The 26639-nt window shown below is 69.4% G+C and carries 25 protein-coding genes; 12 read left to right on the top strand and 13 right to left on the bottom strand.

Annotated features, from left to right (window positions below; all coding sequences use genetic code 11):
* The coding region (locus FS845_RS22930; RefSeq protein ID WP_260986412.1) for a phosphate acyltransferase at positions 1-774 on the top strand (774 nt) is incomplete at its 5' end.
* Positions 775-964: 190 nt separating this feature from the next.
* Here the strand turns inward: FS845_RS22930 and speD are convergent.
* From speD to FS845_RS22910, 5 genes are read right to left on the bottom strand one after another with little or no spacing between them, the layout of a single operon-like run.
* Positions 965-1342, bottom strand: a complete 378-nt coding sequence (speD, locus tag FS845_RS22925) for an adenosylmethionine decarboxylase (protein ID WP_144639734.1) — start codon at positions 1340-1342, stop codon at positions 965-967.
* A gap of 56 nt (positions 1343-1398) precedes the next feature.
* Complete coding sequence (locus tag FS845_RS26620; protein ID WP_186332384.1) at positions 1399-1551, bottom strand: hypothetical protein; 153 nt, start codon at positions 1549-1551, stop codon at positions 1399-1401.
* Positions 1548-3044, bottom strand: a complete 1497-nt coding sequence (locus FS845_RS22920) for a DUF4178 domain-containing protein (RefSeq protein WP_144639687.1) — start codon at positions 3042-3044, stop codon at positions 1548-1550. The genes FS845_RS26620 and FS845_RS22920 overlap by 4 nt, the downstream gene beginning before the upstream one ends.
* A 10-nt stretch (positions 3045-3054) precedes the next feature.
* A complete protein-coding gene (locus tag FS845_RS22915; RefSeq protein ID WP_144639685.1) occupies positions 3055-4098 on the bottom strand; it encodes an SPFH domain-containing protein in 1044 nt (347 codons plus the stop codon).
* Between the two features lie 23 nt (positions 4099-4121).
* Positions 4122-4508 (bottom strand): DUF350 domain-containing protein, encoded by a 387-nt coding sequence (locus FS845_RS22910; RefSeq protein ID WP_144639683.1) that lies wholly within the window; start codon positions 4506-4508, stop codon positions 4122-4124.
* An 85-nt stretch (positions 4509-4593) separates the two neighbouring features.
* Between FS845_RS22910 and FS845_RS22905 the strand changes: the two genes are divergently transcribed.
* Both FS845_RS22905 and FS845_RS22900 read left to right on the top strand, forming a co-directional pair.
* Positions 4594-6105 (top strand): polyamine aminopropyltransferase, encoded by a 1512-nt coding sequence (locus FS845_RS22905; protein WP_144639681.1) that lies wholly within the window; start codon positions 4594-4596, stop codon positions 6103-6105.
* On the top strand, positions 6105-7718 hold the full coding sequence (locus tag FS845_RS22900; RefSeq protein ID WP_144639679.1) for an NAD(P)-binding protein: 1614 nt from the start codon (positions 6105-6107) through the stop codon (positions 7716-7718). Before FS845_RS22905 ends, FS845_RS22900 begins: the two co-directional genes overlap by 1 nt.
* Before the next feature lie 176 nt (positions 7719-7894).
* Here FS845_RS22900 and FS845_RS22895 read toward each other — a convergent pair whose 3' ends face one another.
* The gene (locus FS845_RS22895; protein ID WP_144639677.1) at positions 7895-8956 is read right to left on the bottom strand and encodes a VWA domain-containing protein; all 1062 of its coding nucleotides are present in this window, start codon (positions 8954-8956) and stop codon (positions 7895-7897) included.
* A gap of 70 nt (positions 8957-9026) precedes the next feature.
* Here FS845_RS22895 and FS845_RS22890 point away from each other — a divergent pair, with 70 nt between their 5' ends.
* The 4 genes from FS845_RS22890 (at position 9027) to FS845_RS22875 (ending at position 13447) form a co-directional block, all read left to right on the top strand.
* On the top strand, positions 9027-9956 hold the full coding sequence (locus FS845_RS22890) for a S1C family serine protease (RefSeq protein ID WP_144639675.1): 930 nt from the start codon (positions 9027-9029) through the stop codon (positions 9954-9956).
* An 11-nt stretch (positions 9957-9967) separates the two neighbouring features.
* A complete protein-coding gene (locus tag FS845_RS22885) occupies positions 9968-10984 on the top strand; it encodes an AAA family ATPase (RefSeq protein WP_144639673.1) in 1017 nt (338 codons plus the stop codon).
* Positions 10985-11075: 91 nt separating this feature from the next.
* The gene (locus FS845_RS22880) at positions 11076-12305 is read left to right on the top strand and encodes a DUF58 domain-containing protein (protein ID WP_409929328.1); all 1230 of its coding nucleotides are present in this window, start codon (positions 11076-11078) and stop codon (positions 12303-12305) included.
* Positions 12302-13447 carry a VWA domain-containing protein gene (locus FS845_RS22875; protein ID WP_144639669.1) on the top strand — a complete coding sequence of 382 codons (1146 nt, stop codon included), beginning with the start codon at positions 12302-12304 and terminating at the stop codon, positions 13445-13447. Before FS845_RS22880 ends, FS845_RS22875 begins: the two co-directional genes overlap by 4 nt.
* Here the strand turns inward: FS845_RS22875 and FS845_RS22870 are convergent.
* Positions 13374-15041, bottom strand: a complete 1668-nt coding sequence (locus tag FS845_RS22870; RefSeq protein WP_313960324.1) for a methyl-accepting chemotaxis protein — start codon at positions 15039-15041, stop codon at positions 13374-13376. The genes FS845_RS22875 and FS845_RS22870 overlap by 74 nt on opposite strands.
* A gap of 562 nt (positions 15042-15603) precedes the next feature.
* Positions 15604-16551, bottom strand: a complete 948-nt coding sequence (locus FS845_RS22865; RefSeq protein ID WP_144639667.1) for a YicC family protein — start codon at positions 16549-16551, stop codon at positions 15604-15606.
* Between the two features lie 112 nt (positions 16552-16663).
* On the opposite strand from FS845_RS22865, the gene rph reads away from it, so the two are divergent.
* Positions 16664-17413 (top strand): ribonuclease PH, encoded by a 750-nt coding sequence (rph, locus tag FS845_RS22860; protein ID WP_144639665.1) that lies wholly within the window; start codon positions 16664-16666, stop codon positions 17411-17413.
* Positions 17414-17513: 100 nt separating this feature from the next.
* Here rph and FS845_RS22855 read toward each other — a convergent pair whose 3' ends face one another.
* The 4 genes from FS845_RS22855 to FS845_RS22840 form a co-directional block, all read right to left on the bottom strand.
* Complete coding sequence (locus FS845_RS22855; RefSeq protein ID WP_144639663.1) at positions 17514-18836, bottom strand: DUF3443 domain-containing protein; 1323 nt, start codon at positions 18834-18836, stop codon at positions 17514-17516.
* A complete protein-coding gene (locus FS845_RS22850) occupies positions 18833-19297 on the bottom strand; it encodes a DUF2844 domain-containing protein (protein WP_260986411.1) in 465 nt (154 codons plus the stop codon). Before FS845_RS22850 ends, FS845_RS22855 begins: the two co-directional genes overlap by 4 nt.
* Before the next feature lie 211 nt (positions 19298-19508).
* Positions 19509-20918, bottom strand: a complete 1410-nt coding sequence (locus tag FS845_RS22845; protein ID WP_144639661.1) for an MmgE/PrpD family protein — start codon at positions 20916-20918, stop codon at positions 19509-19511.
* A gap of 8 nt (positions 20919-20926) precedes the next feature.
* Positions 20927-22090, bottom strand: a complete 1164-nt coding sequence (locus FS845_RS22840) for an acyl-CoA dehydrogenase family protein (RefSeq protein WP_144639659.1) — start codon at positions 22088-22090, stop codon at positions 20927-20929.
* A gap of 150 nt (positions 22091-22240) precedes the next feature.
* Between FS845_RS22840 and FS845_RS22835 the strand changes: the two genes are divergently transcribed.
* Both FS845_RS22835 and FS845_RS22830 read left to right on the top strand, forming a co-directional pair.
* The gene (locus FS845_RS22835; protein ID WP_144639657.1) at positions 22241-23164 is read left to right on the top strand and encodes a LysR substrate-binding domain-containing protein; all 924 of its coding nucleotides are present in this window, start codon (positions 22241-22243) and stop codon (positions 23162-23164) included.
* Between the two features lie 128 nt (positions 23165-23292).
* On the top strand, positions 23293-24954 hold the full coding sequence (locus tag FS845_RS22830) for a methyl-accepting chemotaxis protein (RefSeq protein WP_144639656.1): 1662 nt from the start codon (positions 23293-23295) through the stop codon (positions 24952-24954).
* Positions 24955-24960: 6 nt separating this feature from the next.
* Here FS845_RS22830 and FS845_RS22825 read toward each other — a convergent pair whose 3' ends face one another.
* The gene (locus tag FS845_RS22825; protein ID WP_144639654.1) at positions 24961-25746 is read right to left on the bottom strand and encodes an AraC family transcriptional regulator; all 786 of its coding nucleotides are present in this window, start codon (positions 25744-25746) and stop codon (positions 24961-24963) included.
* A gap of 88 nt (positions 25747-25834) precedes the next feature.
* On the opposite strand from FS845_RS22825, the gene FS845_RS26615 reads away from it, so the two are divergent.
* Both FS845_RS26615 and FS845_RS22820 read left to right on the top strand, forming a co-directional pair.
* A complete protein-coding gene (locus FS845_RS26615) occupies positions 25835-25993 on the top strand; it encodes a hypothetical protein (RefSeq protein ID WP_186332383.1) in 159 nt (52 codons plus the stop codon).
* Between the two features lie 31 nt (positions 25994-26024).
* Positions 26025-26639, top strand: a complete 615-nt coding sequence (locus tag FS845_RS22820) for a short chain dehydrogenase (RefSeq protein ID WP_144639652.1) — start codon at positions 26025-26027, stop codon at positions 26637-26639.

Raw genomic sequence — 26639 nt, 5'->3', positions numbered from 1 at the left:
CGCTTCCACCAGTACTGGACGACGTACTGGGAGCTGATGTGCCGGCGCGGCATCACCAAGGAAATGGCGCGCGTGGAAATGCGCCGCCGCCTGACGCTGATCGGCGCCATGATGGTGCGCGTGGGCGATGCGGATGGCATGGTCTGCGGCACCGTGGGCGCCTACCACGAGCACCTGCGCTTCGTCGACGAAGTCATCGGCAAGCGCCCGGGCGCCAATACCTATGCCGCCATGAACATCCTGCTGCTGGACGAGCGCACGGTGGCGTTGGTGGATACGCACGTCAACGACGATCCCACGGCCGAGCAGATCGCCGAGTTCACGGTGGCAGGCGCGCGCCAGATGGCGCAGCTCAACCTGGCGCCGAAGGTGGCGCTGCTGTCGCGTTCGAACTTCGGCACCGGCAGTTCCAGCTCGGGCGCCAAGATGCGCGCGGCGCTGGAAAAGGTGCGCGAGGTCGCGCCCGATCTGGAGATCGACGGCGAGATGCATGGCGACTGCGCGCTGGACGAAGCGTTGCGCCTGCGCATCCTGCCGTCGTCCACGCTCAAGGGACAGGCCAACCTGCTGGTCTGCCCCAACGTGGACTCGGGCAACATCGCGTACAACCTGCTGAAGGCCACGGCGGGCGCGAACGTGGCGATCGGCCCGTTCCTGCTGGGCGTGAACGCGCCGGTACAGATCCTGACCTCCAGCGCCACGGTGCGCCGCATCGTGAACATGGCGGCGCTGACCGTCATCGAGGCCAATCGCGTGGAGGCGTCGGCGGGCTGATCGCCGATCCGTGCGTGGCTACCGGGCCTGCGCCATCGTTTGGATGGGGCAGGTGCCGGATAAGACCTTGAACGGGCCTCGCGCCATGACGGCGCGAGGCCCGTTTGCCGTCAGGCGGGCAGGTTGCCGGCGCCGCCGCGGGCACGGCGATGCGTGGTGCGGGGGCGCCGCCGTGCCGTTGCAGGCGGAATCAGGCGGGCAATGCCGTCCGCACGCCGCGTTCGACCGAGGTCAATGTCACGCGTTCGGGGGCCAGGCCCGCCTGCACGTGCTGCAGCGCCAGTTCGGGCCGCGCTTCGCCGCACATGAACACGTCCAGCGCGGCGAAGCCATGCTCGGGCCAGGTGTGGATGCTGAGATGGGACTCGCCCAGCACGACCACGCCGGTCACGCCGGCCTGGCCGCCGAAATGGTGGAAATGCGAGCCCAGCACGTGCGCGCCCGCCGCACGCGCGGCCGCCACCAGCAGGGTCTCGATGCGATCGGCATCGCGCAGCATGCCGGCCTCCATGCCGTGCAGGTCGGCCAGCAAATGCCGGCCGGACGCGGCCGGCCCGTGCGCGATCATGCCGGCACTTTCGTGCTGCGTACGTCGGTACTCGCGCTTGGCGCGGCCCGGCGCGCTCATTTGTGCGAGCCACCGGAAGACCAGCCCGAGCGACCCGAGGTCGAGCCGCCCCAACTGGAGCCGCCGGACTTGGCGCTGGAGAAGTTGGTCAGCGTGATGTTGCCCACGATGATGACCAGATAGATGATGTACAGGATGCGGCCGATCATGGGGCGGGCCTCTTCCACAGCAGCTTGATCGCGATCAGCGGCATCCAGATGAAGAACAGGCCCAACAGCATGTAGAGAAATCCGCCGTCGAAGATGCTGCCGAAATTCAGGAACAGCAACGCCATGGTGGCGATCCAGGCCGGGCCGCCCAGGGTGCTCTTGCCGCGCTTCGCCTTGGCCGCGCTGGCCGAGTCGCCCAGCTCGGGGCGCTTGAACCATTCGGCCAGTTGCGCGGGCTGCACGGCATTGGAGGCGGACCAGCCCAGTTCTTCATCGGTCTGTTCGCGCGTCAGCGTGCTGGGGCCCTTGGTCGCGGTTCCGGCATAGTCGGTGATTCGGGTGGTGTAGCCCTGCCGGACCCGCCAGTTGAAGGCGCCCAGCGCGACCTCCACGGTCGAAGTGTATTCCTCGTCCTTGGTGTACTTCTGGTCGTTCAGCAGCACGGTGGTGCCGGTCTTGGTGTAGACGGGCCAGCGGTCGCAGACCTTGGCGCGGCTCCAGCCGTCGTCGGTCTCGACCAGCCACAGGAACCCCGCCTGCAGGCTGTGCAGCAGATACTCGATCCAGACGTAGGGCTCTTCCGGATCGGAGTCGGTGCACCGCATCAGGCCGATCAGCGTGTAGTCGTTGCCGTTGATCGTGGCCTTCTCGCCCAGCGCCAGCGTGGTCTTGAAGGCCGCAACCTCGCGCTGCTTCGCGATCACCACGGCGGTGTCGCCGCTGCAGTCCACCACCGATTGGCACGACGGGCAGTTGACCTGCGTGGCCACCGCCGCCGCGAAGGAGATGGGCGCGCCGCAGTTGGGGCAGTCCAGCGCCTGGATGCGGCCCTGGAAGACACCCGAGGCCTCTTCGATCAGGTGCTCGGGACGCAGCGAGCCGCGTTGCAGCGCGTCCAGCCCGATGGCCTTGCCCACGTAGATCGCCGGCGTCTGGCCGTCGGAATAGTCCAGCGTGAGGAAGTCGTCGCTGAACCGGAAATCGGCCACCCGGGCTTCCCAGCCGCCGTCGGGCACCGCGAAGGGCAGCTCGCCCTGGCCGCCGGTGCTGCGGGCCGTGCGCACGTCGGCCGCGCTGAACAGCCGCCCCGTCAGGTTGAGCTTGTCGTCGGGCCGGATGGACTCGAAGGCGGGCAGGTCGCCCATTACTTCCTTGGCGGCGCGCTGCCGGGTGACGGCATATTGCCCCGAGGCGTCGGACAGCCAACCGTCGCGGCCGTCCTCGAACCACAGGTACCACTCGTTCCAGAAGCCGTCGTCGTAGCGCAGTTGCAGGCGGCCGATGACGTCGAAGCGCTTGCCCTCGAACTGGCCGGCGGTGCCGATCTGGATGGGCGAGTAGTCTTCCAGCACCTCGGACATGGTGCCGATGCGACGCACCGACTCGGCATCCTTCAGCAGGGTGCTGCGGCACGCGCCGCACACGGCCATGACCGACGCGGCCGACTGGAACCTGACCGGCGCGCCGCACTGGGGACACAGGATCTGCTGCATGGGCGTCGTGTCAACCGCCCGTGAGCTGCTTGAGCACGGCCGCCTTGGCCGTGTCGTAGTCCTGCTGCGTGATCAGGTCCTGGTCCAGCAGCGTCTTCAGCTGCATCAGCCGCTGGGTGGGGTCGGCGGCAGGCGCACCTGCGGCAGGCGATCCTGCGGCAGGCGATCCTGCGGCAGGCGCACCCGCGCCCGCCGCCGATCCCGCCAGGCCGCTGGCCATGGTCTGGCCCAGCGCCGCGCCTGCCGCCAGGCCCGCGCCGATGCCGGCGATGCCGCCTTCGTTGGCGGCCGCGATGGGAATGGACGAAGCCGTCTGGTATTGCGTGTACTTGTTCATGTCGCCGACGATACCCATCGAGATCCGGGTATCCAGCGTCTTCTGCAGCGCTTCGGGCAGCGAGACGTTCTCGACCGTGAAGTTGTCCAGCTCGACGCCGTAGCGCGCGAACACGGGTTTCAGGGTCTGGGCGATGTTCTGCGACATCAGGCCCTGGTTGGCGGCCATGTCCAGGAAGGGCACCTGCGAGCCGCCCAGCGTGGTGCTGATGGCGGCCACCACCATGTTGCGCAACTGCTCTTCCAGGTCGTCGACCGTGTAGGTCGCGCGCGTGCCGCTGATCTCGCGGTAGAACAGGCCCGGGTCGGCGATGCGGTAGGAATAGATGCCGTAGGCGCGCAGCCGCACCATGCCGAACTCGCTGTCGCGCACGGTGACGGGCTGGGCCGTGCCCCAGCGGCGGCCCAGCTGCAGCCGCGTGCTGAAGAACACCACGTCCGACTTGAAGGGCGACTCGAACAGCTTGTCCCAGTTCTTCAGGTAGGTCAGCACCGGCAGCGTCTGCGTGGTCAGCTTGTGCATGCCGGGGCCGAACACGTCGGCGACCTTGCCCTCGTTGACGAACACCGCCATCTGCGATTCGCGCACGGTCAGGCTGGCGCCGTACTGGATTTCGTAGCCTTCCATGGGATGACGCCAGGCGAGCACGCCGTCGGTGTCTTCGTTCCATTGGAGGACGTCGATGAACTGCTTGCTGATGAACGATCCCAGACTCATGGTCGGCTCCGGTTCGGTGTGTATCAGGTCAGGCAGGCGGCATTGACGATGCCCACGGCCAGCGCGATGCCGCCCATCAGGCCGCCCATGGCGGTGTTGTTCTCGTGGATGGCCTGGTTCATGCCGCCGATGACGCGCGACACCACGAGATAGACCAGCACCTGCGTGGCCATGGCGCCCAGCGCCCACACGATGAACATCTGCCAGGTGGCATGCGAGGCGATGCTGGAAAACAGCGTGAGGCTGAAGCCGACCAGCGCGCCGCAGTAGGACAGGGCGGCCGCGCCGTTGCCCTGGCGGATGAGCGCCATTTCGTCGAAGTGCGTGATCCGCGAATACACCATGGCGAACACGCCCAGCAACACGAGGGCCGAGACCAGGTAGATCAGGTAAGCATAGGCTTGCTGCATGAGTTTCCCAGGGGTGGCGCGAGTTCAGAGTATAAGCAGGAGCGTCCGATATACTGCCACCGATTCATTGCCCCGGGAAGAATCCATGCGCGACCGCGCGCTGATACTGTCGGTATTGATCGTGGCCTCGTGCGGGCTGGGTTACGAGTTGATAGGAAGCGCGTTGGCCAGCTACCTGCTGGGCGATTCGGTGCTGCAGTTCTCCACCGTGATCGGCTGCTACCTGTTCGCCATGGGCGTGGGGTCGTGGCTGTCGCGCTACGTGCGCGACGATGACGTGCTGGACCGCTTCGTCGACGTCGAACTGCTGGTGGGTCTGCTGGGCGGCCTGTCGGCCGCGGTGCTGTTCCTGGCGTTCGCGTGGGTGGCGGTGCCGTTCCGCACCTCGCTGTACGTCACCATCTTCGTCATCGGCATGATGGTGGGGATGGAGATCCCGCTGGTCATGCGCATCTTCAATCACCAGCGCACCGAGTTCCGCGAGCTGGTCAGCCGGGTGCTCGCCTTCGACTATCTGGGCGCGCTGGCGGTGTCGCTGGTATTTCCGCTGCTGTTGGCGCCGCGACTGGGGCTGCTGCGCACCGGCTTCCTGTTCGGCATCCTGAACGCCGGCGTGGCGCTGTGGATGATCCACCTGTTCCGCGCCGACCTGCGCCGGCCCCGCGAGCAGACCCTGCGCGCCGTGCTGGTGCTGGGCCTGCTGGGCGCGGGCTTCGCGTTCTCGGGCCAGCTGACGCACTGGGCCGAGAAGGGCCTGTACGGCGACGATGTCATCCACGCCGAGACCACGCCCTACCAGCGGCTGGCCGTCACGCAATGGCACGACGACCTTCGCCTGCACATCAACGGCAACCTGCAATTCTCCTCGCGCGACGAACACCGCTACCACGAGTCGCTGGTGCATCCCGGCCTGGGCGCCGTGCCGTGGGCGCGCAACGTGCTGGTGCTGGGCGGCGGCGACGGACTGGCGGTGCGCGAGATCCTGAAGCACCCCAACGTCGAGCACGTCACGCTGGTCGACCTGGACCCGGCCATGACCCACCTGTTCTCGACCTCGCAGCCGCTGGTCGCGCTGAACAAGGGCTCGCTGACGGACCCGCGCGTGCGCGTGATCAACGCCGATGCGGGCCGCTGGCTGGAAGAGAACGCCGAGGTGTTCGACTTCATCGTGGTGGATTTTCCCGATCCCACCAACTTCGGGCTGGGCCGCCTGTATTCCGTGCCGGTGTACCGCCTGATGGCGCGCCACCTGGCCGAACAGGGCTACATGGTCGTGCAGTCGACCTCGCCGTACTTCGCGCCGCGCTCGTTCTGGAGCATAGACGCCACGCTGAAGGAAGCGGGCTTCCATACCTGGCCGTATCACTGCTACGTGCCGTCGTTCGGCGACTGGGGCTTCATCCTGGCGGGCAAGCGCGGCGACTACGAGGTGCCCGGGACCGTGCCGGTGCCCACGCGCTACCTGGACCCGTCCACGATGGCCGAGCTGTTCCACTTTCCCGCCGACATGCCGGTCCTGTCCATGCCGCCCAACCGCCTGAACGAACAGTCGCTGGTCCGCTATTTCGACGAGGACTGGCGCAAGGTCATCCGCTGATGCGGCGGCGCGCATTCCTGCTGGGCGCCTCGGCCGCGGCCGCGGGCCTGGGGGCGGCCTGGCGCGGCAGCGTGCGCGAGGTCACGCCCGCGGTCTCGTATCCCGGCATGCGCGAGGGGCACGGGCTGCGCGACGGCGCGGCGTTGCCGGCGCCGTCGGGCGAGCGCCGCGTCGGCGTGGCCATCCTGGGCGCCGGGGTGGGCGGGCTGTCGTGCGCCTGGCGCCTGGCGCGCGCCGGTTTCCACGATTTCGTGGTGGTGCAGGGGCCGGAGTTCGGCGGCAATGCCTCGGGCGGGGGCAGCGGCGAGCTCGCGTATCCGCGCGGCGCGCATTATCTGCCCTTGCCGTCGCTGGCCAGCGCGCACGTGCGCGAAATGCTGGCCGAATTCGGCGTGATCCTGGACGGCGCGCAGGACGCGCGGCCGTACTACGACGAGTCCGTCATCGTGCATGGCCTGGACGAACGCCTGATGCGCGACGGCCATTGGGACGCCGCGCTGGTGCCGCATGCGGCCACGCCCGCCGAACAGGCCCAGCACGACGCCTTTTTCCGGTACGTGGATGGCCTGCACGGCGCGCAGGGCGCGGACGCGCGCAAGGTGTTCAGCATTCCGCTGGAGCTGTCCTCGCGCGATCCGCGATGGCTTGCGCTGGACCGGGTGACGTTCAGGCAATGGCTGCTGCAGCAGGGATATACCTCGCCGGGGCTGCACTGGTACCTGAACTACTGCTGCCGGGACGACTACGGCGCCTCGTACGAGCGCGTGTCGGCGTGGGCGGGGCTGCATTACTTCTGCGCGCGCGACGGCCATGCCGACAACGCGCCCGACGGCGCCGTGATGACCTGGCCCGATGGCCTGGCGCCGCTGGTGCGCAAGCTGCGCGATTCGATCACGCGCCGGCTGGGACATGCCGACTGGCTGGCGCCTGGCTTCGCATTGCGGGTGGACGACCGCGCAGGCGACGCGTTGCGGGTGCTGGTGGGCCGACCCTCGGGCGCGGCCGGCACGCTGCGCGCGCAACGCGCGGTGTGCGCCATGCCGCTGTTCGTCGCGTCGCGCCTGCTGGATCTGTCGCGCCACGGCTTCGAACCCCATCATCAGCCCGAGCATGCCGCGTGGATGGTGTCCAATTTCTCGCTGTCGGGCTATCCCGCCGAAGCGGCCGGCGCGCCGCTGGCCTGGGACAACGTGGTGTACGAAGGCGCCGCGCTGGGCTACGTGGTGTCCACGCACCAGCTGCTGCGCGTGGCGCCATCGCCGCGCACGGTGTTCACGGCCTACGAGGCGCTGTCGCATCTGTCGCCCGTGGCCGCTCGGCAATGGCTGGCCGCGGCCAGTCCGGAGGAACTGCGCGAACGTGCGGCGGCCGATCTGCTGGTGGCCTATGGGCACCAGTTCTGGCGGCATGCCACTGCGCTGGACATCACGGTGCGCGGCCACGCCATGGCCACGCCCACGCCGGGCTTCCTGTCCAACGCCGGGCTGGCGGCCTTGCGTGAAGCGGATGGGCGCGTGCTGTTCGCGCATGCGGACCTGTCGGGGTATTCAGTGTTCGAGGAAGCCTCCTGGTGGGGCGTGCGGGCGGCGGCGCGGCTGTTGGGCGAGGCGTGAAGGCTGGACGGCTGCGCTGCGCGTCGGCATGAATGCGGCCTGCGACCGGCACGCCAACGTGTCAGCGGCATTCCGGCGTCAGGGCTTCGGCGCGCGCGCAGCGGACGAGGGCAGCGATTGCGTGGCCGGCATGGAAGCCTGGTCCGACAGGGCTTTGCAGAGGCCCCAGCCCATAATCAACGGCGGAACCACAGCATCGACAGCGTGCACGCCGCCACCAGCAGCAACGCCGCCGCGGCGGCCAGCAGCGCGCCGATCTCCGTCTCGCGGCGTTCCAGCGCCAGCCGCGTGGTCAGTTGCTGGTAGACCTTGCCCAGGTCCGCGGCCGAACCTGCCTGGAAGTATTCCCCGCCCGTCAGCTTGGCCACCGCGCGCAGCGTGGTCTCGTCCAGCTGCATGAAGTATGACCAGCCCTCGTCCATGACGGCGGCGCCCTTGGCCGTGCCGAAGCCCACGGTATAGACGCGTACGCCGCGATCGGCGGCCAGGCGGGCGGCGTCCATGGGATCGGGCCCGGTGGTGCGGCGGCCGTCGCTCAGCAGGATGATGGCGCCGTTGGTGTACGAGCCCGGCTTGGCGGGCTCGCGCTGCTGCTGCGCCTGGCGTTCCCGCGCGGCGCGCGCCTCGCCCAGCGGCATCGGCTTGCCTTCCCATTGCGGCGACACGCTCTCGAAGCGCAGGGCGCCCGCATCGATGCCGTCCTCGGGAAACAGCGTGGCCAGGGCCAGCAGCAGGCCGCTGCCGGTGGCGGTACCGCGCTGCAGTTCGAAGCGGTCGATGGCATCCAGCATGTCCCGCTTGAACTCGGTGGGCGCCTGCACCAGCGTCGCGGCGGCCGCGAACGACACGATGCCGACGCGCGCGCTGGACGGCAGCTGCGCCACGAATGCACGCGCCGCCTCCTGCGCGGCCACCATGCGGGTGGGTGGGATGTCGGTGGCGTCCATGCTGCGCGATACGTCCATCGTCAGCATCAATGTATAGGCGTCGGAGGGCAGCGTGACGGTGGCACTGGGACGCGCGCAGGCCAGCAGGGCGGCGGCCAGGGCCAGCAGGAACAGGGCGGGAGGAATGTGGCGGCGCAGCTTGTGGCCCGGGCCCATCGCGGCGCGCGGCAAGGACAGGCTGGCGTAGACCACGGCGGCTTTCTTGCGCCGGAACAGGACAAAGAAATACACGGCGGCCAGTGCGGGCAGCACCAGCAGCAGCCAGAGCATGTCGGGCCAGAGAAACTGCATGCAGTGCTCCTTGGCGCGTGGGTAGGACGATGGTACTGTAGTTCCACGGCGGCGCGGAGCTTCGGCAGCGATGAAACGGGTTGCGACATACGGATGGGCGGCTGCGGGCCTTGCCTTGGCCTTCGCGGCTGGCCTGGCATGCACCCGGCTGGTGCAGCCGGAGCCGCGCGCCCTCACGCAGGACGACATCGACGCGGCCGTCCAGCACACCCTGCATACCAAGGTCCTGCCGTCCCAGCCGGCGCGCGCCGCGGCGGTGGTGCGGCAATCGGTGGTCCAGATCCAGGGTTTTCCCGAGGAATCCCCCGCGAAGGACGCGGCCGATGCGCCCGCGAAAAGCGGCGCGGACAAGCCGGGCGCGGCCAGGAAGCCGCCGCCCCGCAAACCACCGGCCGGCGGCAAGGACGACCGCTCGGCCAAGGCCGGCGCAGGCAACAAGCCTCCGGAAGCGCCCAAGTCCCAGATGCGCAACGTCGGCTCGGGCGTGGTCATCACCGAGGAAGGCATGATCCTGACCAACTTCCACGTGGTGGCGGGCGCGCACCGGCTGGTAGTCACGTTCTACGATGGCCGCGAATCCGAGGCCACGCTGGTCAATGCCATGCCCGAGAAGGACCTGGCCGTGCTGCGGCCCAAGTCCGTGCCCGACGACCTGCCGGCCGCCACGTTGGGCTCCACCCGCAATCTGTCGCCCGGCGACGAGGTCGTGGCGGTCGGCTTTCCCTTCGGCATCGGGCCGTCCGTATCAGCGGGCGTGGTGTCGGGACTGAACCGCGAGTTCATCTCGGCCGAGCACAAGCAGAATCTCTCCAACCTGATCCAGTTCGACGCGGCGGCCAATCCCGGCAACTCGGGCGGCCCGCTGATCGACATGAACGGCGAAGTCGTCGGCATCGTCACCGCCATCCTCAATCCCACCCAGAGCGGCACCTTCGTGGGCATCGGCTTCGCCACCACCATCGAAAGCGCCGGCAGCGCCGTCGGTTTCTCCCCCTTCTAGAACGGAGCCCCATGGACGACCCAGCCCTGAACGCCGCCGCCGCCGGCGGCAACCTGATGGAGCGCCTGCTGTTCGAGGTCAAGCGCGTGGTGGTGGGACAGGACCACTTCCTGGAGCGGGTGCTGGTCGCCATCCTGGCGCGCGGGCACCTGCTGGTGGAAGGGGTGCCGGGCCTGGCCAAGACGCTGACCGTGAACACGCTGGCCCAGACCATGCGCGGCGCGTTCAAGCGCATCCAGTTCACGCCCGACCTGCTGCCGGCCGACCTGGTCGGCACGCGCATGTACAACCAGCGCACGGGCGAGTTCTCGACCGTGCTGGGGCCGGTGTTCGCCAACCTGCTGCTGGCGGACGAGATCAACCGCGCACCGGCCAAGGTGCAGAGCGCGCTGCTGGAGGTGATGCAGGAGCGCCAGGTGACCATCGCGGGGGAAACCCATGCGGTGCCGACGCCGTTCCTGGTGATGGCCACGCAGAATCCCATCGAGACAGAGGGTACCTATCCCTTGCCCGAGGCGCAGGTCGACCGCTTCATGATGAAGGTGCTGGTGGGCTATCCCAGCGAGGAAGAAGAGGTGGTGATCGTCAACCGCGTCACCGGCCCGCGCATCATGGTTAACGCGTTGGCCACGCCCGACCAGCTGGCCGCGCTGCAGGCCGAATGCCGTCAGGTGTACGTGGATCCGGGCCTGGTGCAGTACGCCGTGCGGGTGGTGGCGGCCACGCGTACGCCGGCCGCGTGCGGGCTCGACGAGCTGGCCCGCTACGTATCGTACGGCGCCAGCCCGCGCGCCACCATCGGCCTGATCGAAGGCGCGCGCGCCCTGGCGCTGCTGCGCGGCCGCAAGTATGCCTTGCCGGAGGACGTGGTCGACCTGGTGCCGGACGTGCTGCGGCACCGGCTGGTGCTGACCTACGAGGCGCTGTCGGACGGCATCGATGCCGATCAGCTGATCGCCCGCATCCTGCGGGCCGTACCCGTGCCCGAGCGGCCACTGGAGTCCCATGTTCGGGTGGCGGCGGAATAAGCGGGCGGGGCCTGCCTCGACGGCGATCGCTTCGGTGGGCGCCGTATCCGCGGGCGCCGTGCCTGCGGTCGTGGCGTCTTCGGCCAGGCCTGTGTTCGAGTCGAGCCCTGCGTTCGGTCGCAGGTCTACGGCCGTGGCGTTCGCGGCTTCGGCCGGGTCTGTGTCTGCGCCCGCGTCTGGATTTGCATCTGCCTCTGGATCCGCATCGACGCAGGATGCCGACGCCTTGCTGCATCGCCTGGAATGGACGGTGGTGCGTCGCCTGGACGGCCTGCTGCAGGGCGACTATCGCACGCTGCTGCGGGGCTTCGGGCTGGACGTGGCCGATCTGCGCGAGTATCGGCCAGGCGACGACGTGCGCCACATCGACTGGAACGCCACTGCGCGCCTGCCCACGCCGCACGTACGCGAGTTCCAGGAGGACCGCGAAGTGGCTGCCTGGTTCCTGCTGGACCTGAGCGGCTCCGTCGATTTCGGGTCGGGAGCCGTGCGCAAGCGCGCCATGCTGGACGACTTCACGGCGGTGATGGCGCGCATGCTGGTGCGCCATGGCAATCGCATCGGGGCGGTGCTGTATGGCGGCGCCGGGCAGGCCCTGTCGGTGGTGCCGGTGCGCGCGGGACGGCGCCATCTGCTGCATCTTCTGTCGCGCATGGGGGCCACGCGGGCGGCGGCGCTGGATGGCAACGGCAAAAACAAAGGCAGAGGCAAAGACAGGGCCAAGGCCCACGCCGGCGGCACGCGCCTGGCGGATCTGCTGGCGCATGCCCAGGCAGCGGCCACGCGGCGCAGCGTGATGTTCGTGGTGTCCGACTTCATCAGCGAGCCGGGATGGGAAACCACGCTGGGCATGCTGGCGCGGCGCCACGAGGTGGTGGCGGTGCGGCTGGTCGACCCGTTGGAGCTGAGCCTGCCCGACCTGGGGCTCGTGGTGCTGCAGGATGCGGAGAGCGGCGAACAGATGTTCGTCGACACCCACGACGCGGGCTTTCGCAAGCGCTTCGAGGCGGCTGCCGACGCGCGCGAGGCGGGGCTGCGGCAGGCGTTCGCGCGGGCCGGGGTGGACTGCCTGACCTTGCCGACGGATGCGAGGCTGGATCTGGCATTGCTGCAGTTCGCGCGGCGGCGCAGGCGGGGCGGGGCAGGCGCCAAGGCCGGACCATCCGATGGCGGCGGGCTGCATTCCGGACGGTCCCGTTCTGCCGCAGGACATTCCCCAGTGCCCGGTGCGGACACTGTCGCGGGTCGCGCGGGGCATGCGGCGGTGGCCGATGCCTGGAGCCTGGCGTGGGCCAGCCCAGGCAAGGGGCGGCGAGCATGAGCGCCGTGCCCGAACTCAGCTTCGTCTGGCCGCGCCTGTTGTGGCTGCTGTGCCTGGTGCCCGTGCTGGCGGGCCTGTATGCGTGGCACGAGCGGCGGCGCCGCCGCACCATCCGGTTTCCCGCGCTGCAGGCCGCGGGCCTGGTGGTGCGGGGCGGCTCGGCCTGGCGGCGTCACCTGCCGCCGCTGCTGGCCCTGCTGGCCGTGGCGGCGTTGCTGGTGGCGACGGCCCGGCCGCAGGCCGTGCTGCGCCTGCCGTCGAACGTCGAAACCGTGATCCTGGCCATGGACATGTCAGGCAGCATGCGCGCCGAAGACGTCAAGCCCAGCCGCATGCAGGTCGCGCAGCAGGCCGCAAAGGCTTTCGTCGCCGAGCAGCCCAACGGCGTGCGCGTGGGCGTGGTGGCGGTGGCGGGCACGGCGGCCGTGGCACAGCCGCCCAGCCGGCGCAAGGAGGACGTGGCCGCGGCCATCGACCGCCTGCAGCCCCAGCGCGGCTCGGCGCTGGGCAACGGGCTGGCCATCGCATTGGCCGCGCTGCTGCCGCGCGGCACGATCGATGCATCCGCGTTCCTGAATCCCGACGCGGGACCGCCGGGCACGGCCGGGCGCAAGCCGGACGCGGGTGGCAATACAGGCGGCAATACGCGCGGCAATGCAGCCGCCAATGCGGGCGCCGCCCGGCCTGGCGAGGGCGCCGCCTACGAAGGCCCGGGGCCTTCACCCCAGGCCGTGGCGCCGGGCTCGTATGCCTCGGGCGCCATCGTGCTGATGTCCGACGGCGAAGGCAATGCCGGCCGCGACGTGCTGCAGGCGGCGGAACTGGCGGCCGCCCACGGCGTGCGCATCTATACCGTGGGCATCGGTACGGCCGAGGGCGCCGTGCTGTCGGTCGAGGGCTGGTCCGCGCGGGTGCGGCTGGACGACGCCGTGCTGAAGAAAGTGGCGGATACCACGGGCGCGGCCTATTACCGTGTGGACGACGCCCTGGGACTGAAGCAGGTCTATCGGTCGCTGGCCGCCCGATTGGCCTACGACCGCAGCGACCTGGTCGAGATCACCGCGTTCTTCACCGCGCTGGGGGCAATGCTGGCGGCATGCGCGGCGCTGCTGTCGGTATGGTGGTTCGGGCGGGTGGTGTAGCGCGCGGCGCATCGTGCGGCGCCTGCCGGGCCGCGGCCTCGCGTCGGGGTTCGGCCGAGCGATAGCCGATGCGGAATCCGCCCCAGTGCCGTCCATGCACGTGGATCGGCGCGGACAGGTCGTGCATCACTTCGCCCGTGTCGCGCTTGTACGTCTGCAGCAGGAAGGGCCGCGTACTGGATCCGCAGCGCGAGCCCGTGCGGTCGGTGAAGATGCGCTTGGTGCGGTTGTGCACCAGGTCGTGCGCGTAGTCCCCTGTCAGGGGCTGCGAGAACTTGCGGTTGTGCGTGGGAAAATAGCCGTGGTCGTCCACCGCGCCCGCATAGGCCAGCGCGGGCATGTCCTCCAACAGGCCTTCCTGGATGGGCGGCAGCGCCTGGTCGGTGTAGGCATCGAATGCGCTGGAATGCTTCTGCGGATCGGTGCCGGGAATCGGCACGTAACGGCGGTCGAACAGGGCGGCCTCGGTGATGCGGCCCTCGGCGATCGCCTGCTCGAACAGCGCGCCGACGGCCTGCGCGGCGCGTTGCGCGGCCTGGCGCACCGGGTCGTGCGCGGTGCGCGCGCCCAGTTCTGCCATGGCGCCCAGCAGGGTCTCGCCGCGTTCGCTGACCAGCATGGCCGACTGCGTGGCGCGCGGCAGTTCGTCGTGCGTGGCGAGCATGCCGTCGCGGATGCGCGACACCGTCTCGGCGATCTCGCGGGTGGTAGCCACGTGCTCGTGCGAGGCATCGGCGATCTGCTGCACGGCCTGCTGCGAGTCGCCGGCCGAGCGCTCGATGTCGCCCAGCAGGACGTTGACGCGCTCCACGTTGCGCGCCGCGTCCGCCACCTTGCCCGTCAGGGCCGCCATGCCGTCGGCCGCGTGCTCGGCCTGTTCGGCGATCTCGCGCACCATCGCGCCGATGTCGTCGGTCGCCGCCTTGGTGCGCAGCGCCAGCTGGCGCACCTCGCTGGCCACCACCGCGAAGCCCCGGCCGTGCTCGCCGGCCCGCGCCGCCTCGATGGCGGCATTGAGCGCCAGCAGGTTGGTGCGCATGGCGATCTCGTTGATGGTGGCGGTGATGCCATGGATGTGGCGCGACTTTTCCTGCAGCGTCGCCATCCGCGCGCTGGCCGATTGCGCATCCTGGCGCGCCTGGTCGATCAGCCGCCAGCCCTGGTCCACCTCGGCACGGCCGGTGGCGCTGTGGCCGCGCACCTCGGCGGCCACGCGCGAGGCGTCGGCGGCGCTTGCGGCGATCTGTTCGGTGGTCTGCGCGGTGTGCGCGGCGCGTGCCGCGATGCGGTCGGTCGCGTGCAGGTCCCGGTCGACCTGCTGCTTGATGGCATCGATGAAATGCGAGGTTTCCGCCGCGCCGATGACGATATGGTCGATCTCGGCGCCGGCCTGTTCCAGCTGGCGCGCGTCGTGGCGGCTTCCGCCGCCGCGCGCCCACTGGCTGGCGGCCGCCGCGACGACCGCCGCCACGGCAACCGGCAGCAGGGTATGCGCGGTGGTCGCGCCCGCCGCCACGGCGGCCGCGATGCCGCACAGCGCGCAGGCGCCGCCGGCTGCCAGGCGCCGCAAGGCGATGTAGCCTATTGCTGTCACGAGTAGTCCCCTCCAGGTGCTTCAACGCTGCAACAGGTGTGCGCGGCCTTGGGGCTGCGTCTGGTTATGGGTGATGCCTACCGGCTGGCAATGTGCACGACAACCGGAAATCGGTATCCCGGAATTCGGCGTGGACGCCGCAAGTTTTATCGCAATTGCGAATATCGCGCCATTCTCGATACTCCGGGGCGCCGATGAGTATTTATCGGACTGAACCGGCCTGCCGTGCATCCCCGCCGAATGACTGGATCGGCGGTTTCGGATCGGCAGGTGGTAGGACGTGGCGCAGGAGCACGCAGGGGGGACGGCCCCGCGGCAGGCGTAGCATGGATCGCCGCCATTGCGTCCTGGCGGCACGGAGGGGCCCGCGCTGGCGAGTCGGGCGCCGGATGCCGAGCCTGCGCATGCTTGCCTGGCGCGGTGCCGCTGCGAAGCCGACATGCCGCGGCCGGGATCGGCACGGCGCGCATGCCAGCACACGCATTTGCACCAGGAAGCCGGGGCCCAGAAAGACAAACGCCCGCGCAAGCCAGGCAGCGCGGGCGCGATGGGGCAGGACGCCTTACTCGATGTTCTGCGCCTGTTCCCGCATCTGCTCGATCAGCAGCTTCAGGTCCATGGCCGCGCGCGTGACTTCCATGCTGCCGGCCTTGGAACCCAGCGTGTTGGCCTCGCGGTTCATTTCCTGGAACAGGAAGTCCAGGCGCTTGCCGGCGCTGCCGCCGGCGGGGCCGCCGCGCTTGCCGGCGGGCTGCTTGCCGCCGCCACTGCCGGCGCCCAGCAGGTGGCGCAGTTCTTCCAGGTGCGAGCGCAGGCGCGACAGCTCTTCGGCCACGTCGATGCGCAGCGCGAACAGGTTGGCTTCCTGCGCCAGGCGTTCGGACAGTTCGGGGCCGGTGATGTGGGCGAAGCCGCCGGGGAAGGCCGCCTCGACCGATTCGCGCAGCTTGGTGGCCAGCTTCTCGCGATGGTCGGCCAGCAACTGCGGCAGGTGCGTTTCGACGCCGTCCACGATGCGCGCCACGCCGTCGGCGCATTCGCGCATCATGCCGGCCAGGCGTTCGCCCTCGCGGGCGCGGGCTTCCTGCATCTGGGTGAGGGCCTGCTGGGCGGCCTGCAGACAGGCGGCGCCCCAGGCCTGGGGGTCGAGCGCGTCGGCATTGCGCTGGCCGGGCCAGTTGTACAGCTCGGCCAGGCGCGGCGGGGCCACTTCGGGCAGGATCTGGCGGGCGGCTTCGAGCTGCGCGGCCAGGCGTTGCAGCCAGGCGGGATCGAGAGTGTTCAGGTCGGCGCCGGCCGCGCGGGTATACGAGACACGAACCTCGACCTTGCCGCGGGCCAGATTGCTGGTCAGCAGTTCGCGCAGCGGCGTTTCGGCGTGGCGCAGTTCGTCGGGCAGGCGGAAATACAGGTCGAGGTAACGGCTGTTGACGCTGCGCAGTTCCAGCGCGAGCGAGCCTTGCTCGAGGTCCGCTCGGGCGTTGCCGAAAGCGGTCATGCTACGGATCATGGGCGTGTCCTGGTAAAGCCGGGCGCACCGCGGCGCCCCTTGCAAACGTTCAGGATACCACTGGCGCCCCTCGTACAATGACCCCCATCAGACTATCTTTCCGGAGCCTTTCGTGACCGCCCATCCCGACACCGCCACGTCCGCCACCCGTCCGTCCGGCCGCCGTGCCGACGAACTGCGTCCCTTCAGCCTCGAACGCAACTACACGCGCTACGCGGAGGGCTCGGTGCTCGTGCGGGCCGGGCATACGCACGTGCTGTGCACCGCCAGCGTGCTGGAAAAGGTGCCGCCCTTCCTGAAAGGACGCGGCGAGGGCTGGGTGACGGCCGAGTACGGCATGCTGCCGCGCGCCACGCACACCCGCGGCGACCGCGAGGCCGCGCGCGGCAAGCAGAGCGGCCGCACGCAGGAGATCCAGCGCCTGATCGGCCGCAGCCTGCGCGCCGTGTTCGACCTGAAGGCCCTGGGCGAGCGCACGCTGCACCTGGATTGCGACGTGCTCCAGGCCGATGGCGGCACGCGCTGCGCCAGCATCACGGGCGCGTGGGTGGCCGCCTCCGACGCCATCGGGCTGCTGATGCGGCGCGGCGACCTGCAGGCCAGCCCGATCCGCGACGCGGTGGCGGCGGTGTCGGTGGGCCTGGTGGACGGCCGTCCGGTGCTGGATCTGGACTATGAAGAAGACTCGGCCTGCCAGGCCGACGTCAACGTGGTCATGACCGGCAGCCGCGCCTTCGTGGAAGTGCAGGGCACCGGCGAGGAAGCCACCTTCACCCGCGCCGAGCTGGACGCCATGCTGGCGCTGGCCGAGGGCGGCATCGCGCAACTCGTGCAGATGCAGCGCGGAGCGTTGGGCGGCTAGTGAGCCAGCCTGGCGCAAGCGCGGAGGCAGCCGCGTTCGTGCCGCCGGCCGGCAGCGCGGGCGGCGCCGGCGGGCATGCCGCGCGCCCGGTGCCCCGCTGTCAGTTCGACACGTAGCTGACGTACGGCCCCGTACCGCCACCCGTCGACGCCATGCCCGTCAAGCCGTAATACACGTGCCGGCCGTAGAAGAACGGCAGGCCCAGGTCGAACAGGCCGGGGATGTCGCCGCCCAGGTTGTTGAAGGCGGCGTTGCCGGTGTTGAATAGCGCATCGGCGTTGGCCACGTCGAAGCTCACGCTGGTGCCGAGGGCCTCGGCGGGCGCGTTGCGGTCGAACAGCATGGCCGAGATCGATTGCGTGCCCGAGGGCGCGTAGAAATCGGGGCTGTTGCGGCTGTGCGGGATGCCCGCGTCGCTGAAGAACAGGCCATTGGAACCTGAATCCGTGAAGCCGCGGATCCGGTTGCCCTTGTAGACCACGTCGAAGTCGCCCGCGGAGTTGGTGCGCAGCAGCGGGCCGGCCTTGCCCAGCAGCACGTTGTTGTCCGCCGTATCGATGCCGAACACCAGCGTGCCCGTGGCAACCTTCTTGCCGTTGGGGCCGATGGGCTCCATCTGCAGCACCACGCCGTTGTTGTGCTGGGCGAAGCGGGCGACGGGATTGCCGACCTGGTTGGACAGCGGCTGCGTGATGGGCGTGCAGGCCGCGCCGTTGCAGGAGTAGTAGAAGCGCGGATGAGGCGTGTTGGCGCACGCGGGGCAGTCGGCGGGCGCCACGCCCACACCCAGGATGCCGTTGCCGCCCAGGTCGGACACCTTGGTCATGTAGGTGTTCTGCACGCAGGCGTCGGGTACGGCGGCGGCGATGGCCGGATCGGACCAGATGTGGACGGGCACGTTCTGGGCGCTCTGCGCGCCCAGGCGGATGTCGGCATTGCGCACGCCGCCCCAGGCGTTGCTGTCCACGAACAGCGTGCACTCCGCGATGCGTGCCGCGCCGTCGCGCTGCGGCGCCAGCGTGGCCAGCGTCGCCGCCGGCACCGCCGATGCGAACAGGCGCAGGCCGTACGAGCCCGTATCCACCAGCACGTTGTCGATGGTGGCGCACGCCGAGGCCGCGTCCGTGCCCGGTGCGCACACCGTGACGCTGACCGTTGGGAAGTTGCGCGGCTTGTCCGCGCCGTTGCTGACCGTGACCGCGATGGCGTTGGTCGCGCTGCTGGACGTCGGCTGGGCCGACGGCGAGCCGGGCAGGGGGGCATTGGGATCGGTGACGGGCGCCGCGCTCGAGTCGCCCGCCTTGGAACTGCCATCGTCGCCGCCGTCGCCACCCTCACCGCCACCGCCGCAAGCGGCCAGCAGCACTACCAGGCATGCCGCGGTCACCCAGCGAGCCTTGCGCATCAGAATCGTCGTGTTCATCGTATGTCGGCTGCAGTGGCGCCAGAGGGAATGGAGTCGGACAGGTAGGCCCGGCCGAAGAACGAGCCCATGTGGCCGCCGCTTTGCACGGTGAGGCCGGCTTCGTCCACGGTGACCGGACCGGGGGCGCCGCCGCGCCGGGCCGCGCGTCGCGCGTCCAGGGCCTGGCGATAGGTGGGAAAGTAGGCGCCCAGCAAGGTATTCAGGGGCGGCATGTCGGGGCCGTCCCACACGATGCCGAACACGGTGCCGCTGGGCGTGACGTATTCGCGGATCGTGGTGCCTGTGGGCAGCAGCGTCTGGATGACGGTGTACGCGGCGGCCGTGGCGGCCAGCGCGCGGGATTGGAACGTGCTGATCTGCGGCGCGGGCCAGGTCGGGGTGCCCCCCAACTCGGCGTGCGCCGGCAGTGCAACGCCGGCGAGCATGCCCGCCAGCATCGCGTGATGCCATTTCGCCATGAAAATCCTTATTTACTTGTGCCGTCTTCTGGTGTTGCGGCGACGTGGCCCGAATAATAAGGGTATTTCTTGACGAAACTGCGACGAACAACCAAAAAAAGTGTAGTTATATCCAGAAGTTACGTTATTTTCTGGATATTCGTTCATTTTGAATATTCACATTATTTGGAATATTCGGCGCATTAATGGGCTGGTATGAAGGCGAGGGGTATCAGGCAGGCAGCAGCGGCCCCATGCGCTCGATGCGCTCCAGGTTCCAGACGGTGTCGATCAGCGCGCGCACCTCGGCTTCGGTGGCGGCGCCAGCGTAGACGCCCAGGCTCAGCGCCTTGGCCTCGATCTCGGGCCGGCTGAGCGTGTTGCCCGGATCGCCCTTGGGTTCGTCCACCCGTGCCTGGAACTTGCGTCCATCGTGGGTATGCACGGTGACCTTGCCGATCCAGCGGCTGGGGTAGGCGGTGTCGACCTCTTCGTCCAGCTGCATCTCGACCAGGTCGCGGAAGCGGGCCACGGCGGGGTCTTGCAGGGCCGCGTCGAACTCGGCCAAGCCCGCCCGGCCGCCGCGCGCGATCAGCGCCAGCACGGTGCCCATGGAAAACTTGGACTGGTGCACCGTGCGCGGATCGGTGACCGGGCCCAGCACGTCGATGGCGCCCTGGTGCACGTGGGTGACCACGCGGGCGATGTCGTCGGCTTGCAGGCCGTTGGCGCGCATGGCTTCCTGCAGGGCATCCGCCGCGGGGTGCGTGTGGCGGCACGAGGCGTGGTACTTGAACGAGGTCTCCGCCAGCGCCCAGCGTTGTCCCAGGCGATCGGTGAGGCGCGCGGGATCGGCGTCGCGCGACATGCCGGCCGCCATGCCCTGGGCGCCTTCCAGGATGCGCTGCGCGCCCGTGAAGCCTTCGCGTGCCAGCCAGGCGGCCATCAGGCCGCCGGCCGCGGCATTGGCGGTGTGCAGCTGCTTGGAGTCGGCGGCGTCGCGCAGGAATTCCCACAGGCCGGCGGCCTGCGTGCCGGCCGAGCCGAACGCATGCAGCATCTGCGCGGCGTCCAGGCCCAGCAGGCGGCCAGCCGCCGCAGCCGCGGCCAGCGTGCCGGCGGTGCCGGTGGTGTGGAAGATCTTGTAGTGCGAGCGGCCCAGGAATTCGCCGACGCGGATGCCGACCTCGTATCCGGCCACCGAGGCCGTCAGCACGTCGCGGCCGGAGCTGCCCAGCGCCTGGGCCAGCGCCAGCACGGGCGGGAAGACGACTGCGGCGGGATGGAACACCGAGCCGTTGTGCACGTCGTCCTGTTCGACCACGTGCGAGGCGGCAGCGTTGACCATGGCCGCGAACACCGGCGAGGAGCCGCGCCGCGCGGTGAGGATCTCGGCGGGGCCGGACTGCGGCCCCATGGCGATGGCATAGCGCTCGATGGCCTGCACCGGGCGCGCGCGCGCGCCGGCCAGGATGGATGCCAGGCCGTCGAGCAGCAGGTCTTCGGTGCGGCGCAGCACGGCCGCGGGAATGTCTTCGAAGCGCAGGTTCGCCGCGAAGGCCGCCAACTCGGCGCTGGGATGCGCCGCAGACTGGGACGACTGCGAGGAAGCATGCGCCGCAGCGCTGGAGATTGCCGTCATGGTGGGCCTCAGAAGGAGCGGGGCAATCCGAGCACGTGTTCGGCCACGTACGACAGGATCAGGTTGGTGGAAATGGGCGCGACCTGGTAGAGGCGCGTTTCGCGGAACTTGCGCTCGACGTCGTACTCGTTGGCGAAGCCGAAGCCGCCGTGGAACTGCAGGCAGGCGTTGGCGGCTTCCCAGGAGGCGTCGGCCGCCAGCAGCTTGGCCATGTTGGCCTGCGTGCCGCAGTGCTGGCCGGCGTCGAACAGGCGGCAGGCCTCGTAGCGCATCAGGCTGGCGGCCTCGACGTTGATGAAGGCGCGCGCGATGGGGAACTGCACGCCCTGGTTCTGGCCGATGGGGCGGCCGAACACCACGCGTTCCTTGGCGTAGGCGGACACCTTGTCGACGAACCAGTAGCCGTCGCCGATGCACTCGGCCGCGATCAGCGCCCGTTCGGCGTTCAGGCCGTCGAGGATATAGCGAAAGCCCTTGCCTTCCTCGCCGATGAGGTTCTCGACGGGGATCTCGAGGTTGTCGAAGAACAGCTCGTTGGTCTCGTGGTTGACCATGTTGGCGATGGGCTTGACCTCCATGCCGTGGCCGATGGCCTCGCGCAGGTCGACGATGAAGATGGACATGCCGTCGGCCTTGCGCGTGACCTGGTCCAGCGGCGTGGTGCGGGCCAGCAGGATCATCAGGTCGGAGTGCTGGATGCGCGAGATCCAGACCTTCTGGCCGTTGATGACGTAGCGGTCGCCTCGGCGCACGGCGGTGGTCTTGATGCGCGTGGTGTCGGTGCCCGTGGTGGGCTCGGTGACGCCCATGGACTGAAGGCGCAGCTCGCCGCTGGCGATGCGCGGCAGGTAGGTGCGCTTCTGTTCGTCGGAGCCATGGCGCAGCAGCGTGCCCATGTTGTACATCTGGCCGTGGCACGCGCCGGAGTTGCCGCCGCTGCGGTTGATTTCTTCCATGATGACCGAGGCCTCGGTCAGGCCCAGGCCCGATCCGCCGTATTCCTGCGGGATCAGGGCGGCCAGCCAGCCGGCTTCGGTCAGGGCGCGCACGAACTCGTCGGGATAGCCGCGGGCTTCGTCCACCTTGCGGAAGTATTCGGCGGGGAACTGCGAGCACAGGTCGCGCACCGCGCTGCGGATGTCATCAAAGGCGTAGGGAGAGGTATCGGACATGGATGGAATGGTTGTGTGCAGCGATCTTCTATGATGGCGCCCAGGGCGGGACCGTCCGGACTCCACTGTGCCGCAGGCCCGCCGCACTGCCAATTTAAGATTGCCGAATACCGGGTTCTCGATTCCCGAAGAGAGAGGAGACTGGCCTCGATGGCTGCGCATTTCGACCTGACCGACCTGCAGCTGATCGTCCACATCGGCGATTGGCGCAGCCTGACGCGCGGCGCCGAGAAGTCGCATCTGTCGCTGCCGGCGGCCAGTACCCGCGTGAAAAACCTGGAGGAGTACTTCGGCACCCAGCTGCTGTACCGTTCCAGCCAGGGCGCCACGCTGACGCCCTCGGGCGAGGCGCTGCTGCGCCACGCGCGCACGGTCATGCAGCAGGTCGAGCAACTGCGCGGCGACATGCAGGAATACGCGCGCGGCATCAAGGGCCACGTGCGCGTGCTGGCCAACACCACGGCCATGACGGAGTTCATGCCGGCCGTGCTCAGCCGCTTCCTGGCGGCGCATCCCGACGTCAACGTGGAACTGCGCGAGCGCCTGAGCTACCTGGTGGTGCGTGCGGTGGCCGAGGGCTCGGCCGACATCGGCATCGCCGCGGCGGGCCAGGGCGCGGACCCCAAGGTGCAGTTCATCCCGTACCGCAACGACCGGCTGGTGCTGGTGACGGGGCGCGGCCACCCGCTGGCCGCCGAGCCGGCCGTGGCGTTCGCCGACACCCTGGGGGACGACTACGTCGGACTGTCGGAAGCCAGCGCGATCCACCCCTTCCTGGTGCAGGCCGCGGCGGCGCTGGGCCGCATCTTCCGGTTCCGGGTCGAGGTGGGCAACTTCGAGGCGGTCTGCCGCATGATCGAGAGTGGCGTGGGCATCGGCGTGATTCCCGAATCGGTGGCGCTGCGCTACGCCCGCACGCTGGGCATCGCCATCGTGCCGCTGACCGACGCGTGGGCGCTGCGCCGCCTGCACATCTGCGTGAAGGACCTGGACGCGCTGCCGGCCTTCGCCCGCGACCTGGTGCGCGAGCTGGTCGAGGACGTTCCACCGCAGGAGCGGGCCACATCCGACTGATTGTGGCATCAGGTTACGGTTTGCTTTGCAATTCAGGAGAAACGTAAACAAATGTCAAAAAACTGCCAAAGTTGCGCTGCACAATCGTGCGCAACCCCGTCCTTCGCGCGGGAATTGGCAGGTATCACATGCGTAAAAGTCTCAACGGCCTGAAGGTCAGCACCGCGCTGACGGCCACCCTGGTCATGTTCGTGGCGCTGTTCGCCATCGCCGCCGCCGCGGCCATCTGGATGCTGCGGCTCGACAGGCAGACCATCGAACAGCTCGGCCGTGCCAACATCGAGCGCGCCAGCGATCTCGGCGACCTGAACAGCCGGCTGTTCCAGGCCCGCGCCGACCTGGCGGTGGCCAAGACCTACATGGAAGGCGGCCAGGAAGAACCCCGCAACGCGGCGCTGGCCAGCGCCGCCAAGCTGCTGGACGCGGCGCGCGCCAGCCGCAAGCGCCTGGCCGACAATCCCGACACCGCGGACGACGGCGCGCCTCTGTACAAGGAAGTGATGGACGCCAGCCAGGCGCTGGACGCCGACGTGATGGCGCCGCTGCACAAATCCATCACCGGATGGAACGGCATCGAGGCCAACAAGCTGGCCGACAACGTCATGGCCAAGGTCAGCGCGCGCTACATCGCCGCCGTGGACAAGTACCAGGGCTATTCGCGCGCCGTGGGCCGCGCGGCCGTCGAGGACGCCGCCCGCATGCAGGACCGCGCCATGACCGCCGCCATGCTGATGCTGGCCGGCGTGGCCCTCATCGCGCTGCTTGTGCGCCTGGGCTTTCGCCGCGCCATCCTGCGCCCGCTCACCGACGCCGGCCAGCAGTTCGACCGCATCGCCGACGGCGACCTGACCGGCAAGCTGGCCGCGCGCGGCAACAACGAAGTCGGCGTGCTGTACGCCGCCATGGGCCGCATGCAGCGCGGCCTGACCGACGCGGTGGCGGCGGTGCGCCACAGCGTGGAAGAGATCCACGCGGGGTCCACCGAGATCGCCGAGGCGGGCAACGACATGTCCGACCGCAGTTCGCGCCAGGCCGGCGCGCTGCAGGAAGCCGCGGCCAGCCTGACCGAGCTGGCGGCCACCGTCACCGGCAACGCGCAGGACGCCGCGACGGCCAACCAGCAGGCGCAGGACGTGTCGCAGCTGGCGCGCCGCGGCGGCTCGGCGGTCGACGAGGCGGTGAGCAGCATGCAGGGCATCGCCACGGCCCAGCGCCGCATCGCCGAAATCGTCGGCGTGGTCGACGGCATCGCCTTCCAGACCAATCTGCTGGCGCTGAACGCCGCGGTGGAAGCGGCCCGCGCCGGTGCGCAGGGTCGCGGCTTCGCGGTGGTGGCGGGCGAGGTGCGCACGCTGGCCCAACGCAGCGCCCAGGCCGCGCGCGAGATCAAGGAACTGATCGACGACGCCAGCCAGCGCGTGGATTCCGGCGTGCGCCAGGTCGGCAACGCCGGCCAGACCATGAAGCAGGTGGTCGAATCGGTGGACCGCATCACGGGCATCGTGGCGGGCATCTCCGACGCCAGCACGCAGCAGGCCGAGGGCGTCGCCGCGGTCAACCAGGCGGTGGCCGAGATCGAGCGCAACACCCAGGAGAACGCCGCGATGGTGGAGGAAACCGCCGCCGCCGTGGCGTCGCTGGCCGAACAGGCCTCCGTGCTGCGCCAGGCCGTGTCGGTGTTCACGCTGGAAGACGACCTGGTGGCCGAACCGCAGTACGCGACGGCCGAGGCGCCGCCCTACGCCGGCGCGCCGCGCCTGGGCGTACAGCCCAAGTACCTGCCGGCCTGACGCGCCTCACCGCAGCGCCGCGAAATACCGTCCCGGCGGCTGCCCCGTCGACTTCTTGAACATGGTGATGAAGGCCGTCACCGAGTCATAGCCCAGGTTGCCCGCCACCTGCTGCACGGTGGCGCCCGCCGACAGCTGCTGCATGGCCACGATCATGTGCAGCTGCTGGCGCCAGCGGCCGAAGGTCAGGCCCGTCTCGCGCTGCACCAGGCGGGCCAGCGACCGGTCGCTCAGGGCCAGCCTGCCGGCCCATTCGGCCAGCGTGGTGCGGTCGGCGGGGTCGCGCGCCAGCACGTCCGCGATGCGCCGGATCTTGGGGTGGTGCGAGACCGGCAGGTGCAACTGCTCCACCGGCATGGAACCCAGCTGTTCGACCAGCACGCCGGCCAGCCGTGCCGTGGGGCCGTCCGGCGCATAGGCTTGACCCTGGTCGGCCAGGTGCTGGATCAGTTCCCGCACCAGGGGGCTGACGGCCAGCGTGCAGCACTGCTCGGGCAGATTCGCCGCAGTCGGTTCGACGAACAGGAAGCAGATGCTGGCATTGTCGGTGGCACGGTTGCTGTGCGGCATGCCGCCCGGTATCCATACCGCGTGATGCGGCGGCACCATCCACATGGCCTTGGACACCGAGCACGTGATCCCGCCGCGCAGCGCCAGAACCAACTGGCCCTTGCGATGGAGGTGTACCGGTTGTTCGGCGTCGTGCTGGGCAACCTCCACGCGCACGGCCACGGCGGGCAGGGTGTCGCCGTCGGCATCGTAGTGGCAAAGCGAATGGGGAAGGGTTGTCACTATTTAGCGATTCGTTGTCAGTCCTTCTTTATTTGAACAGAAGTCGCGGGCGTAGAGTACGCCCATACCTCTTGTTCGACATCGCCACGTGATCACCCCGACCGAACGCCGGACGACCCGCCGCATCCTGCTGGCGGCCGGCATCCTGCTGATAGCCGCCAACCCGCGCATGGCCGTGACGGCGCTGCCGCCGCTGCTGGGGCAGGTCCGGGCAGCCTTCCTGCTGCCGGCTGCAGCCTTCGCTTGATTCCCCTTCATCCCCTTCAAGGAGCTTTGCCATGAAGATCGTCCTAGTGGGCGCCAGCGGCACCATCGGCCGCGCCGTCGACGCAGAACTCGCGCAGCGCCACGACGTGGTGCGCGTCAACCAGCGCAGCGGCGATTTCCAGGTCGACATCGCCGATCCCGAATCGATCCGTCGCCTGTACGAACAGGTAGGCGATTTCGATGCCCTGGTCAGCACCACGGGCCAGGTCCACTTCGGTGCGCTGGAACAGTTCACGGCCGAGCAATACGAACTGGGCCTGCGCAACAAGCTGATGGGCCAGGTGAACCTGGTGATGCAAGGCTTGGCGCGCATCCGCGACGGGGGCTCGTTCACGCTGACCAGCGGCCTGTTGAACGACGATCCCATCCGCCAGGGCGTGTCCGCCGCGCTGGTCAACGGCGGCCTGGAAGGCTTCGTGCGCGGCGCCGCGATCGAGATGCCGCGCGGCGTGCGCATCAACCTGGTCAGCCCTACGGTGATCGAAGAAGCCTTGCCGGGCTATGCGCCGTTCTTTCGCGGGGTGAAGGCCGTGCCGGCCGCCGATGCGGCGCTGGGCTACGCCCGCAGCGTCGAGGGCGCGCAGACGGGACGCGTGTACCGCATCGGCTGGTCGCGCGACACCTGA

This window comes from Bordetella genomosp. 13, from assembly GCF_007679965.1.
Taxonomy (GTDB): domain Bacteria; phylum Pseudomonadota; class Gammaproteobacteria; order Burkholderiales; family Burkholderiaceae_B; genus Bordetella.
The sequence above is the reverse complement of the archived record's forward strand: the minus strand, read 5'-3'. Positions and strand labels throughout refer to the sequence as shown.

Bases quoted from the DNA above. Each gene is read 5' to 3' on its own strand.
- speD (WP_144639734.1), bottom strand. From the start codon at position 1,342: ATGATCGCGCACGGGCCGGCCGCGTCCGGCCGGCATTTGCTGGCCGAC.
- FS845_RS26620 (WP_186332384.1), bottom strand. From the start codon at position 1,551: ATGATCGGCCGCATCCTGTACATCATCTATCTGGTCATCATCGTGGGC.
- FS845_RS22920 (WP_144639687.1), bottom strand. From the start codon at position 3,044: ATGCAGCAGATCCTGTGTCCCCAGTGCGGCGCGCCGGTCAGGTTCCAG.
- FS845_RS22915 (WP_144639685.1), bottom strand. From the start codon at position 4,098: ATGAGTCTGGGATCGTTCATCAGCAAGCAGTTCATCGACGTCCTCCAA.
- FS845_RS22910 (WP_144639683.1), bottom strand. From the start codon at position 4,508: ATGCAGCAAGCCTATGCTTACCTGATCTACCTGGTCTCGGCCCTCGTG.
- FS845_RS22905 (WP_144639681.1), top strand. From the start codon at position 4,594: ATGCGCGACCGCGCGCTGATACTGTCGGTATTGATCGTGGCCTCGTGC.
- FS845_RS22900 (WP_144639679.1), top strand. From the start codon at position 6,105: ATGCGGCGGCGCGCATTCCTGCTGGGCGCCTCGGCCGCGGCCGCGGGC.
- FS845_RS22895 (WP_144639677.1), bottom strand. From the start codon at position 8,956: ATGCAGTTTCTCTGGCCCGACATGCTCTGGCTGCTGCTGGTGCTGCCC.
- FS845_RS22890 (WP_144639675.1), top strand. From the start codon at position 9,027: ATGAAACGGGTTGCGACATACGGATGGGCGGCTGCGGGCCTTGCCTTG.
- FS845_RS22885 (WP_144639673.1), top strand. From the start codon at position 9,968: ATGGACGACCCAGCCCTGAACGCCGCCGCCGCCGGCGGCAACCTGATG.
- FS845_RS22875 (WP_144639669.1), top strand. From the start codon at position 12,302: ATGAGCGCCGTGCCCGAACTCAGCTTCGTCTGGCCGCGCCTGTTGTGG.
- FS845_RS22865 (WP_144639667.1), bottom strand. From the start codon at position 16,551: ATGATCCGTAGCATGACCGCTTTCGGCAACGCCCGAGCGGACCTCGAG.
- FS845_RS22855 (WP_144639663.1), bottom strand. From the start codon at position 18,836: ATGAACACGACGATTCTGATGCGCAAGGCTCGCTGGGTGACCGCGGCA.
- FS845_RS22850 (WP_260986411.1), bottom strand. From the start codon at position 19,297: ATGGCGAAATGGCATCACGCGATGCTGGCGGGCATGCTCGCCGGCGTT.
- FS845_RS22845 (WP_144639661.1), bottom strand. From the start codon at position 20,918: ATGACGGCAATCTCCAGCGCTGCGGCGCATGCTTCCTCGCAGTCGTCC.
- FS845_RS22840 (WP_144639659.1), bottom strand. From the start codon at position 22,090: ATGTCCGATACCTCTCCCTACGCCTTTGATGACATCCGCAGCGCGGTG.
- FS845_RS22835 (WP_144639657.1), top strand. From the start codon at position 22,241: ATGGCTGCGCATTTCGACCTGACCGACCTGCAGCTGATCGTCCACATC.
- FS845_RS22830 (WP_144639656.1), top strand. From the start codon at position 23,293: ATGCGTAAAAGTCTCAACGGCCTGAAGGTCAGCACCGCGCTGACGGCC.
- FS845_RS22820 (WP_144639652.1), top strand. From the start codon at position 26,025: ATGAAGATCGTCCTAGTGGGCGCCAGCGGCACCATCGGCCGCGCCGTC.